The sequence below is a fragment of the Nocardia sp. CNY236 genome, assembly GCF_000482385.1.
GTDB lineage: Bacteria > Actinomycetota > Actinomycetes > Mycobacteriales > Mycobacteriaceae > Nocardia.
The window spans coordinates 250,844-263,465 of sequence record NZ_KI519393.1 but is presented as its reverse complement, the minus strand read 5'-3'; the positions used below and the strand labels follow the sequence as shown (position 1 = coordinate 263,465).

Sequence of the window (12,622 nt, the reverse complement as noted above, 5' to 3'; positions counted from 1 at the left end):
ATGTCGTTCGGCGTCTGCGGAGGTCGCGGTGGCCGCACGACTCGCAGCTGCTATGGGTCGAGCCGTGCGGCAGCGCATTCAGCAGCCCTGGCCGACGAAGTTGCCGATAGTGCAGATGGATTCGCGGCTCAGCTTCCAGCTTCCGTCGATCTGCTTCCAGGTCAGGTCGAAAGTCCAGGGGTCGTACCCGTCGGTCGAGGTGACCAGTGTGGCAGCGGCGGTATTGCCGTTCACCACAACCGGGCCGGTCACGCTCCAGCGCCAGCTCGCCGGCGCAATGGCGATCAGCGTGGCGGCGGCGTCGAAGGCCGGCAGGCCCGCCGCGCCGGTCTCCAGCTCGGCAGCCCGGGCGGCGCGCGGTGCACCGGGGTCGAAGAGGATGCCCATCTTGGCATTGAGCTCACCCACGGTCGGCGCGCTGGCGCGCACCGGCGTGAGGACGGGGGCCGCTGCGGCGAGTGCCGTCGTGGTCACGGTGCCGAAGCCGCCGAGAAGGGCGGCCAGGGTGAAAGCCAGGGCGCCCAGCCTCTTTCGGGTACTGATCATCGATTCGTCCAATCGTTGGCGTGTCCCCGCGTATGGGGAGTGGTTCCAACCGATCACTGTAAGGTAAGCCTATGCAAACATAAAGCCGAGCTTCGGTGAACGTGGGTGCGGACCCCGAAGTCCACAACGGGAGAGTAGGAGAACCGGTGGAAACGCTAGTGGTGATCGGTGCGGGTCCGAAGGCGATGGCTGTCGCGACGAAGGCGCACGTACTGCGGGAGCTGGGGTTGCCGGCACCGCGCGTTGTCGTGGTGGAAGCACAGGCTGTTGGCGGCAATTGGTTGGCCACCGGCGGCTGGACCGACGGCAGGCACCGACTCGGCACCAGTCCGGAGAAGGATGTCGGCTTCCCCTACCGCTCGACGTGGGCGCGCGGACACAACCGTGCGATCAACGGGGCGATGATGGCCTACAGCTGGACATCGTTCCTGATCGACCAGGGCACCTACGCCGAGTGGGTCGATCGGGGTCGGCCCAGTCCGCAACACCACATGTGGGCGAAGTATCTCCAATGGGTGGCCACGCGGATCGATCTCGAACTCGTCGTCGGCACCGTGCGATCGATCGCTGCCACCGCCGACGGCTGGTTGCTGACGGCGGTGGATGCCGCTGGCATCCCGACCGAGATCGACGCCGACTCCTTGATGATCACTGGGCCCGGCCACAGCGAGAAGGCGTTGACGAAGCATCCGAAGGTACTCAGCATCGCGGAGTTCTGGGATCTCGCCGGCAAACGGAAACTGCCGGTCTCCTCGAGAGCGGCCGTCATCGGCGGTGGCGAGACCGCCGGGTCGGCGCTGGACGAGCTCGTGGGCCACGGCATGTTGTCCATTTCGGTGATCTCACCGATGGCGACGATCTTCACGCGCGGCGAAAGCTACTTCGAGAATTCGCTGTTCAGTGATCCCAGTACGTGGAGTGCGCTGAGCAGTGAGGAGCGCAGAGAAGTCATCCGCCGCACCGACCGCGGGGTGTTCTCGGTGCAGGTGCAGGAGACCCTGCTCGGCGACGATCGAGTGCACCATATGCAGGGTCGCGTGGTTCGGATCGCCGATCAGGGCGAGGGCGTGGCGCTGACGCTGCGCAACGAGATGCGCCCGGATCAGGTGCATGTCGTCGATCTGGTGATCGACGCGACCGGCGGGGAACCGCTGTGGTTCCTCGACATGTTCGATGCCCATGCATCGGACTTGTTGGAACTCGCGGTCGGTGGCCGTGTGACCCACGCGCGAATCGAGTCCTCCATCGGATACGACTTGGCGGTGTCGGGCTTGGACGCAAAGCTGTATCTGCCGAATCTCGCCGCGCTGGCGCAAGGGCCGGGATTTCCGAATCTGAGTTGCCTGGGAGAGCTTTCGGACAGGGTGCTGCGCACCGACTCGGTCGGAGCCCGGCCCGCGCACGTGCGAAACCGGGTGCGGGCCGGTCGCTGACCGTTCAGGGCCGGATCGTGGGCATATCCGCCGCTGTGCGCGGCCGGATATGCAGCGCGATCCGGCGATCGGGCCGAATGTCGAACTCGCCGACATCGATCCAGCCGTTCTTGACCAGTGCCCTCCGTGTCGGAACATTGCGGTGGTCGGGGTCGCCGATGACTCGCCGACACCCGGGTTCCGTGGCGAACAAACCGGCGGCCAATCGGTCCATGAAGGTCGACATGATGCCGCGGCCGATCAGGTTCGTATCGGCGGTCGCGATGTGGAAGCCCACGTCCAGAGCGTCTGCATCGTAGAGCCGGCCGCACTCGTCCTTGGCCACCCGGTACAACTCGACATAGCCGACGTCGCGGCGTCCCAGGTCCGGCCGGCCGATCGCCGCGAAGTGGTAGCTCAGAATGCATGGCCGAGAGTATGTTCCGCCCAGCTGTGTGGCGATGTCGATCCGACGACGTTCGGCTGGCCAGGCCTGCTCCCACGTCTCGACCAAGTGGGGCAGTGCCATCCATCGGGCAAGCATCTCGGGGTCGGCGCCGTCGGGCTCGGCCAGACGCAGGCGAAACGGTTCCGGGAGTTCGGGTACCACCGGAGCTGGCGCCTTGTCGACATCGTCGGAGACGTCGGTCTGCTCCCGCGCGAGGGTGTACGGCGATCCGATGTGGTTCATTGCGCTGCGGCTCCATTCACAGTGTCATAAGGCTACCCTAGGTTTAGGTTGGTAAGGCTATGCTAACGTCGCTGGGTGGCATAGCCCGGCCGTCGCAGACGGCGCAGCCGAGCGGCCATCGCAGCGATCCCCCTGACGCAGGAGCCGTGATGCCGAAAAACCTTGGATGGATCCGTCGATTCCACAAGCCGGACTCGGAATCGAGCCCGTTGTTGCTGATGTTTCCGCACGCGGGTAGCGGCGCTTCCACCTACCGCCACTTCTCCAAGGCGCTCAGCAAGAACTTCGACGTGTTCGTCGTGCAATACCCCGGTCGCCAGGACCGGGCGGCGGAGCCGATGGCGGCCACGCTGCCGGAGCTGGCCGCGGGCGCACTCGATGCTTTCGTGAACTCCGGCCGTCACGACGGCGCGATCACCGTGTTCGGGCACAGCATGGGTGCGATGGTCGGGTTCGAGTTCGTCCGGCAGGCCGAGGCCGCCGGCATCGAGGTAGGCCTGCTCGCCGCGTCCGGGGCGGTGGCGCCGTACCGCGTGGTGGACATGCCCGAGCATCCGACCGAGGACGAGCAGCTGCTCGACCACCTCGCTGCGCTCGACGGAACCGGCGCCGAGGTCCTGGCCAGTCGAGAGGTCATGCGAATGACCCTGCCGGCCCTCAAGGCAGACTATGCTGCGTTCGATCGCTATGTCTGCGAGCCCACGGTTCGGGTACGCGCCCGGGTGCACGTGCTGGGCGGCAACGACGACGAGCACGTCACTGCTCGACACCTGCAGGAATGGGCTGCGCACAGCGAGCGCGAGATTGCCGTCACCCTCTTCGACGGCGGGCATTTCTATCTCAACGACCACGTCGAGGGCATCGCCGAATTGGTGGCCTCCGACGTGTGCTCGGCGAGATAGTTGGTAACTCACGAGGTAGGTGTGGCATGGCACGATCCGTTGCGGGGGATGAGGACGACATCGTCATCGCCGGTATGGCGGTCGAGGCGCCGGGGGGCGTCGACGACGTGGACGATTTCTGGTCGGCACTCGCCGAATCTCGGGAATTGATCGGGCCCTTTCCTCGGGACCGGGAATGGCCACTACGCGAAATGTTCGGTCTCGGTCGTGTCGAGGGATGGGCATCGGTTGCCGACGCGGGTGGATTCCTGACCGGAGCTACGGAATTCGATCCCCGATTCTTCGGGATCACCCCGCGTGAGGCGGTTGCGATGGACCCACAGCAGCGGGTTGCGCTACGGGTGGCCTGGCGGGCGCTCGAGCACGCGGGGATCAACCCGACCACGGTGGAGCACAGCGAAGTCGGCTGTTTCATGGGCGCCTCCTTCACCGAATACGGCCCGCGCGTCGGAGAGGTCAACGAGCACAGCGGCTATCGCGCGGTCGGGACTGCGCTCGGCGCAGTCGCCGGGCGGATTTCGCACTGTCTGGGACTGATGGGGCCGTCGGTGACGGTGGACACCGCGTGTGCCTCGTCGTTGACCGCGGTGCACCAGGCCGCGGCCGCGATCCGATCGGGCGAATGCGACTGGGCGCTCGCCGGTGGGGTGTGCGTGATGGGCTCGCCGGGGGCGTTCTACGAATTCGCGAAAAGCCATGCACTGGCCGACGATGGCCATCTGCGGGCATACTCTGCGAGCGCCACCGGCACAGTGTGGGGCGAGGGCGCCGGCGTGGTCGTCCTGGAATCCGAATCCCGCGCTCGCGCACTCGGTCATCGGATCTATGCTCGGCTGCTCGCGTCGCGGATCAACCACAATGGCAAAGGTGCGCCCATCGCGGTGCCCAGCGCGCACGCGCAAGAAGCACTGGTGCGCAGGACGATCGACGCCGCCGGTATCGACCCGCGCCTGGTCGGGCTGGTCGAAGGGCACGGAACCGGCACCCCGGTCGGTGATCCGCTGGAGCTGACCGCGCTGTGCAACACCTATGGCGCGGACGCCCGTCGCGGGCCACGGCTGGGTTCGGTGAAGACCAATGTGGGCCACGCGCAGGCGGCCGCGGGCATGCTCGGCTTGATCAAGGTGGTGCTGTGTGGCGCCAGCGGTCACATCGTCCCCAGTCTGTATGGAAACGAACCGTCGCCTGCCGTGGACTGGTCCGCGACCGGCCTGCGGCTGGCGACCGAACTCGAACCCTGGGAAGCGCCCGACGGCGTCCGCTATGCGGCCGTCTCCTCGTTCGGCGTCGCGGGCACCAACGCACACGCCATCCTCGCAATGCCGGTTCTGGAGGATACCGATGCCTGACTACCGTCTCCCGGACGGCACCGTGCCGGTGCTGATGTCGTCCGACACCCCCGATGGGCTGCGCGCGGAGGCCGCAGCCGTGCTGTCCTACCTGGACCGCCATCCCCAGGTGACATCGCAGCAGATGGCGGACATGGTGTTTCGCACCCGAGTCGCGCGCCGTCGCCGAGCCCTGGCCATGGTCGACACCCGTAGCGAACTTCTGGATGCACTGCGGTCCATCGTCACCGACAGCGAGCATCCGGCCGTGGTCACCACGACCGGAGTCGCTTCGCCGTGCCGCACCGGGTTCGTCTTCCCTGGTCAAGGCAGTCAGCGACCTGGTATGGGCGCGCTGTACTACGAGACGTCGCCGGAATACCGAGCCGAAGTCGACGCCTGTGTCGAAATCCATCGACAGCGCTACGGGCACAGCAAGCCGTTGCAGTATCTGCTGGGGATCGACGGTGAATACGCGGATGTGGTCTGGGAAGTCCAGCCGGCATTGATGTTCCATATGGTCGGCTTGGCGGCCATGTGGCAGGCCTACGGGGTCGACCCGGTAGCGACGATCGGGCACAGTCAAGGCGAACTGGCGGCCGGCGCGGTGTCGAGGGTGATGACTCGGCGTGATGCCGTGCTCGCGGTGACCCACCGAGCGCGGCTCGTGGACACTCTCGTACCCCCGGGGAAGTATTCGATGGCGGTGCTGGGTATGGACCGTGACGACTGCGAAGATCTGCTGGCCCGGCATTCCGGCTGGGCCGAACTCTCGGTCGTGAACGCCCCACACCTGCTGGCCATCTCCGGTGATCAGGAGACGATCACCGACCTGGTGGCCATCGCCACCCGTCGCGGTACGTTCGCCAAGGAGATCAAGGTGGCCTACCCGGCGCACACCTCCTACCTGATCGGTATCCGCGACCAGATGGAGTCGATGCTCGGTGACGAGATGAGCACCCCTACCTTCTCGCCCACCGAGATCACGTGCTATGGGGGAACGCTCGGAGGGCCGATCACCCCTGAGATCACCCACCGACATTATTGGTACTGGAATCTGCGCAACCGGGTTCGGTTCGATCGCGCCGTCCGCGCCGCCACCGCGGACATCGATACCTTCATCGAAGTCGCCGAACACCCGATGTTGCAGCTGGCCATTCAGGAGAATCTGAGCACCGTGCCCGATCCGGAAACCGGCGCGCGGGAGTATCGAGTGCTGGGTACGTCGCGGCGCACCGCTACCGGATTGCAGGAGTTCACGCGGAATCTGGCGACTCTCGCCGTGCAGGACCTGAACTACCGGTGGGACAGCCTTCGGGTACCGGATTCGCCGGTCCGGTTGCCGTTGCGCAACTTCCCACACACGCACATGACCTCGAAGCGATTGTGGGCTTCGTACCGATCCGCCGACCAGACCGTGGGAGCAACCGACGGGGCGCCGGCACGACTGACCGAGAACTGGGTTCGACTGTCGCGTCGCACTCTGACGCCGCCACGTACCGTCTGTCTGGTCGATCGTGGTGATCGCTGTGCGGAATTGACTGCGGCGCTGCGTGCGCGCGCCGAGCGCCATGGTGCGACGGTGTCGATGTTCGACGGCTCGCCCGTGGAACAGGCCGACACGGTGGTGGTGCTGCTCCCGCCGAGCGAGGTCTACGACGAAGCTGCAGCGGTTGCCGAGTTCACCGAATTCGTCACCGATCAAGACTGGCTGGCGGCTCTGGGACCGCGGGTGACCGAGTGCTGGCTGGTCACCGCTGGGGCGGAAGCCGTGCGGGAGAACGAGATTCCGATTCTGTCGAGCACCGCCGCCGGGGCAGCATTCCGATGTGTGGCGCTCGAGCACATAGGAGTGGCCTTCCGCCGCCTCGACCTGCCGGCTCGCTACCGCGAGCTGGAACCGAGGGTGGCTGCCGACCGGCTCTTGGAGGCGTTGCATCTGGCCGACGAACCGGAGGTCGCGCTGCGCGAGGGCAGCTGGTACGCCAAGCGGTTGGTCGTCTGCGAGCCCCACTCCAGCCCCGACCCCGAGTCCGTGGCCACCGCGGTCGATCTCAGTGAGGTCCTGATCCTCGGTGGCACCGGCCATGTCGGCTTGGAATTCTGCGCGCAGTTCGTGCGCGACGGCGCGGTGCGCGTCACCCTGGTGGGTCGTCGCGGCGAGACCCCGGTGATCACCGAGCGCCTGCGCGGGATACGTGCGCTCGGCGACACCGAGATCGATGTCCTGGCATGCGACCTCGGTGATCGGGCCGCCGTCGCCGACCTCGCAGCCCGATATTCGACGCGTCCGGTCAGCCTGCTGGTGCACGCCGCGGTGGACTACGTGTATGCCACCACGGCAGAATCCGATGCCGCGGACGTGGCACAGGTGGCCGCCGCCAAAGTGGTCGGCTTCGGCGCGGTGATGCGCGCAGTGCCGACGACCGCGCAGGCCACCACGGTGCTGTGCTCGTCCTTCGCGGCCACCCTCGGCGGTTGGGGCCAAGCGCTGTACGCCGGCGCCAACCGGATGGTGGATGCCATGGCCCGCCGATTGCGGGCCGAGGGGCGCGTCTGCACCGCGGTGCAGTGGGGGCTGTGGGTGCTGCCACCGGCGGCCGACGCCGCTGTCGAAGCCAGAATCGAGGGTGCCGGACTGCGACCGATGGACGCGCGCAGCGCGATCGCGTCGGGGCTGACCGACGCCTCGGACAACTGCATCGTGCTGGCCGCGGATTGGGTGCGATTGCGTGATCTGGTCGAAACCATTGGGCTGGAACCGGTTTTTGCACCCGCACTGCGGGAGGCGGTCGAGCACGCGCAGGTCGCGGCATCGGCGAAGCCCGTGATGGAGTCGTCGGCGGTCGAGCCGCCGTCGGTGCCGTCACTGGAGGTCGCCCCAGGCGGAGGCGGGGTAGCCCCGAATGTCGATGTCGCCGTCCGCGTTCGCCAGGAACTGAACCACGTCATGCTCATGGATGGCGCCGAGACCATCGACGGCTCCGTCCCGCTGGTTTCTCTGGGGATGGACTCGTTGCAAGCACTCGATCTACGCAAGCGACTCGCAGTCGCAGTCCAGCGTGACCTACCGGTCGCCGCCATCCTTGCCGGTGCCTCACTCGACGAGGTCGTGCTGATGATGTCCGAGAACAACGACTGAGGAGCGTGCGCGATGACGGAAACCACGCAAGCGGCGACGACGCCGCGCCGCGCCGCGCCGCGGATCGAGGACGTGCTGGCCCTGAGCCCGTTGCAGGAGGGCCTGTTCTCGCTCGCCGAGTTGGCCGGAGGCGACGACCTCTACACCATGCAGTTCGTGATCGAGGTCCTGGGCCCGATCGACGTCGCACAATTGCGCCGCAGTGTCGATGCCATCGTGGCGCGCCATGCCAATCTGCGCGCGTCGTTCTGGGATCGGGACGTACCCCGGCCGGTGCAGATCGTGCCCAGCTCCGTCGAGCTGCCTTGGTACGAAAGAAGTGCCGACGAGCGAGAATTCGATGCTATTGCCGCATCGGAAGCGCGCCGTGGCTTCGATCTCGCACACGGTCCGGCATTGCGCGTCGTGATGGTCGCCTTGCCCGACAGGTCGCATCGGATGATCGTGACCGCGCATCACATTCTGATGGATGGGTGGTCGCTCGGGGTCTTCTTCCGTGAACTGTTCGCGGTCTACGAGGCCGGTGGGTCGGCCGCGGCGCTTCCTGCGCCGCGACCCTATCGCGACTACATCGGCTGGTTGGCTGCTCGCGACACCGAGCAGACTCTGCGCACCTGGGCCGACTACCTCGAAGACGTCGAGCCACTGCTGCTCGCCGAGCGCACCGAGTCCGCGGTGAACACGGTCGTGCCGACTGTGCACAAGCAGGTGCTCAGCGGCGCCGACACCGAGCGGCTACACGCCTGGGCTCGTGCGCACAGTCTGACCTTGAACACGGTCGTGCAGTACGCCTGGGCGATCGTCCTTGGACGTCTTACCGATCGCCGAGACATCGTCTTCGGAACCACCGTCTCCGGTCGGCCGGACGAGCTGGCCGGGGTGGAGACGATGATCGGGTTGTTCATCAACACGATCCCGGTACGGGTCCGACTCGACGATGCGGACACCGGTGGCGTGGCGCAGGGCTGTGCCCAGCTGCAGCGGGCATCAGCGGCGATGCGCGACAACGGGTACCTGAGCTTGTCGGCGATCCAGCGCGCCGCGGGGCGCGGGGCGCTGTTCGACACACTGTTCGTCTACGAGAACGCGCCGGTCGCTGATGTGCTGCGCGCGATCACCACCTCGGACGGGACCACTTTCCGAGCGACCGCGTCGGAGAGTCTGACCCACTATCCGCTGGCTGTGGTGTCGTTTCTGCTCGACGGGGAATTGGCCGTGGTGGTCGAGGCCGTCACCGAAGTGCTGGGCGAACTCTCGCCGGCCGATCTCGGCTCTCGCCTTCGGGCCGTGTTGCGCCAGCTGCCCGACATCGGCGACGCGGGCGAGGACGCAGTGGATGTCTTGGTGCCCGGAGAATTCCCGCGGCCGCCGGCCACCCCCGCGCTCGATGTGCTCGACACAACGGTGCCGCACCTGTTGGCTCGACAGGTGGCGGCGACGCCGGACGCTCTCGCGCTGAGCAGCGAGAACGAGCGCTACACCTACCGGGACCTGTCCGATGCGGTGCTGCGCGTGGCCGGTGGCCTCGCCGCGCGGGGTATCGGACCGGAAGACATCGTCGCTCTGGCCATGCCACGGTCCGTCCGATCGATCGTGGCTCTGTTCGGTGTGCTGGCCGCAGGCGCTGCGTATGTGCCGATCGACCTCACACTGCCTGCCGCGCGTATCGAATCGATCGTGCGGCAAGCCCGCCCCCGGCTGATTCTGGTGGACGCCGGTGCGCCGGTGCTGGACGAGATCGCTTCGTTGCCGCCGGTCGAGTCCTTCGAGACCGTCGCGACCGATTCCGCGGCGCTGGTCTCGGCACCGGCCGGGCATCCCGAACAGTGCGCGTACCTGATCTTCACCTCTGGTTCGACCGGCGAACCCAAAGGTGTGATGGGCACACACGCTGCCCTGGCGGGCTATTTCGCCGATCACCGTGACCGGGTGTATCGGCCCGCCCTCGCCCGCCTCGGTCGACCACTGCGCATCGGCCATGCGTGGTCGCTGAGCTTCGACGCGTCCTGGCAGCCGATGATCGGTCTTCTCGACGGCCATGCGATCCACCTGTTCGATGCCGAGCAGATGCGTGACGCTGCGCGGTTGGTCACCGGGATCGCGCGCCACGGCATCGACATGATCGACACCACGCCCTCGATGTTCGCCCAGCTGGCTGCCGCGGGTCTGGTCGGTGAGCACGGCACCGACCTCGCGGTGCTGGCGCTCGGCGGAGAGGCCATCGGCGTCCCACTGTGGCGGCAATTGTGCGACTTGCCGGATACCGCTGTACACAACTGCTACGGCCCGACCGAAACCACCGTCGAGGCAGTGGTGGCAGCAGTGACAGATCCCGATGCCACGCCGACCATCGGGTCACCGACGACCGGAATGACCGGATACGTCCTGGACTCTCGGCTGCGACCCGTGCCGAACGGTGTTCTGGGTGAGCTCTACCTGTCCGGTGCGCAGCTGGCCCGCGGCTATGCGGCCCGGCCCGGCGCCACCGCCCACCGCTTTCTGGCCGACCCCTTCCGGCCGGGTCGGCGGATGTATCGCACCGGTGATCTGGTTCGGCGGGTACCGTCCGGCGATCTCGCCTACCTGGGACGCGCCGACGACCAGGTGAAGGTTCGCGGCTACCGCATCGAGATCGGCGATATCGAGGCCGCGTTGCGCGCGGTGCCCGACGTGCGGGACGCGGCGGTCGTTGTGCTGCGCCGTTCCAGCGGCCCCACTCTGATCGGATTCGCGGTCGGCTCGCAGCTGGAGCCCGCTCGGTTGCGCGCGGAGTCGACCAGCAGGCTGCCCGGGTACATGGTCCCGCATCGCATCCTCACCGTGGCCCAGCTGCCGGTCACCGGCAACGGCAAACTCGACACCCGACGGCTCGAAACCATGGCTGCCGCCGCTGTGGACCGCGCGGCGTCCGCAACCGCACCGAGTACCGATACCGAACGCGTACTGTGTGCGACGCTCGCCGAGCTCACCGGCAGTGCAGAACCCGGGGTCGATGCCGATCCGGTCGAGCTGGGTTTGGACAGTATCGTCGCCATTGCATTGGTCAATGCGCTGCGCCGCAAGGCGATCGCGACCAGTCCGCGGGCGGTGCTGACCGCGACGTCGATCCGGGAACTCGCGGCAGGCATCGACGCCGGGAAGAGCGCGGAATCGACGGCTGCGGTCGACGAGTTCGGCGCGGTGGGTCGGGTTCCGATCCTGTCCTGGATGCACGAGCACGGCGGCTATCGCCGCCTGGCGCTCAGCACCGTGCTGGAGCTGCCCGCGAACGTGGATCGGCGGAGTCTGGAGGCGGTGCTACAGGCGCTGCTGGACGGTCACCCGATGTTGCGTGCCCGGTTCGTCGAAACCGCAACCGGCTACGACGTCCTCACGCGCGCTCCCGGCGTCGTCCGCGCTACCGACATCCTGACCAGGATCGAGGCCGACGAGCAGGACACCGCCGGTCTGGGCGGGCACGCTCGCATCGTGGCCGACGAGATCGACGCGCTCACCGGCGATCTGGTGCGAGCGGTATGGTTCGCCCGCCCCGGGGCCGCCGACCTGTTGTTGCTCAGCATCCACCACCTCGCGGTCGACCCGGTGTCCTGGCACATCGTCTGCGCCGATCTGGCTGCAGCGTGGGAGCAGGTGCGTAGCGGTCGGTCGAGCGCCGAACTCGCACGGCCGGTGGAGTACACCAGCTACCGTGCCTGGGCCGAGCGCACTCGTGCTCGCATGGACGCCGCGGACGTGGCAGCACAGCGGGCGTATTGGCTCGCACAAACCGCAGGTCCGGATCCGATGCTGGCCGCGCGGCGCCCCGATCCGCGCATCGACACCTGGTCGTCCTATCAGGTACACCCGATACTCACCACCCCCGCGACCACTGCGTCGGTGCTCGAGGCGCTCACCGACGAACTCGGCGTGCGCGAGTTCCTCCTTGCGGCACTGACCATGACGCTGGCCACCTGGCGCGGCGAACACGGCCACGATGCCAGCGGCGGAGCGTATCTCGCGATGGAAGGCCACGGTCGCGAAGACGCAACACTCGGCGCCGATATCGACACCACCCAGACGGTCGGATGGTTCACCAGCGTGTTCCCCATCCGTTTGGGCGTCGGCGCCGACGTGGTGGATGTGCACGCCGCGCACCAGCAGCCGGCGCGGGCCAGGGACCTGCTGAACTCGGTCGCCGCTGCGCTGGCCGCTGTGCCGAACAACGGGGCCGACTATGGTGTCTTGCGCTATCTGGCTGCGGATGCCGAGCTCGCCGCAGCCGCCGAACCGCAGGTCTTGTTCAACTACCTCGGCCGTCTCGACTTGGCACGAGCCCGGCAGGCGTGGACACCGGTCTCCGAGGTCGAGCTGTTCACTCGGTTGCCCACGGCCCCCGAGCCCGACTTCCCGCTCCGCTACGCCCTGGATGTCATTGCGGGGGTCCAGGCCACCGCTGCGGGACCGCAACTGGTCACCGTCTTGCGATGGAGCAATGCGATCTTCACTGCCGGCGAGGTGGAGCGCCTCGCCGAGATCTGGCGCGCCGCCGTCGCGGCACTGGCCCACGCCTGCGCGCCGATCACTGCCGGTGATTCGCGCTCACAGTCGGTGTGAGCCACCAA

General features: G+C 67.3%; 7 protein-coding genes. 5 read left to right on the top strand and 2 right to left on the bottom strand.

What is annotated here, in order from left to right; translation table 11 throughout:
* Positions 1 to 78 precede the first annotated feature (78 nt).
* Complete coding sequence (locus K940_RS0122810) at positions 79 to 546, bottom strand: hypothetical protein (protein ID WP_028479361.1); 468 nt, start codon at positions 544 to 546, stop codon at positions 79 to 81.
* A gap of 146 nt (positions 547 to 692) precedes the next feature.
* Between K940_RS0122810 and K940_RS0122805 the strand changes: the two genes are divergently transcribed.
* Positions 693 to 1,979 (top strand): SidA/IucD/PvdA family monooxygenase, encoded by a 1,287-nt coding sequence (locus tag K940_RS0122805; protein ID WP_028479360.1) that lies wholly within the window; start codon positions 693 to 695, stop codon positions 1,977 to 1,979.
* Between the two features lie 4 nt (positions 1,980 to 1,983).
* Here K940_RS0122805 and K940_RS30005 read toward each other — a convergent pair whose 3' ends face one another.
* Entirely contained in the window at positions 1,984 to 2,640 is a 657-nt protein-coding gene (locus K940_RS30005) for a GNAT family N-acetyltransferase (RefSeq protein WP_036529978.1), read from the bottom strand.
* Between the two features lie 158 nt (positions 2,641 to 2,798).
* Here K940_RS30005 and K940_RS0122795 point away from each other — a divergent pair, with 158 nt between their 5' ends.
* The 4 genes from K940_RS0122795 to K940_RS30000 are packed head-to-tail and all read left to right on the top strand — an operon-like array spanning position 2,799 to position 12,614.
* Positions 2,799 to 3,551, top strand: a complete 753-nt coding sequence (locus tag K940_RS0122795) for a thioesterase II family protein (protein WP_028479359.1) — start codon at positions 2,799 to 2,801, stop codon at positions 3,549 to 3,551.
* Positions 3,552 to 3,577: 26 nt separating this feature from the next.
* Complete coding sequence (locus tag K940_RS0122790; RefSeq protein WP_028479358.1) at positions 3,578 to 4,900, top strand: polyketide synthase; 1,323 nt, start codon at positions 3,578 to 3,580, stop codon at positions 4,898 to 4,900.
* Entirely contained in the window at positions 4,893 to 8,021 is a 3,129-nt protein-coding gene (gene nbtC / locus K940_RS0122785; RefSeq protein WP_036529893.1) for a nocobactin polyketide synthase NbtC, read from the top strand. The genes K940_RS0122790 and nbtC overlap by 8 nt, the downstream gene beginning before the upstream one ends.
* Positions 8,022 to 8,033: 12 nt before the next feature.
* Positions 8,034 to 12,614 (top strand): non-ribosomal peptide synthetase, encoded by a 4,581-nt coding sequence (locus tag K940_RS30000; RefSeq protein ID WP_051407461.1) that lies wholly within the window; start codon positions 8,034 to 8,036, stop codon positions 12,612 to 12,614.
* Positions 12,615 to 12,622: the final 8 nt, after the last annotated feature.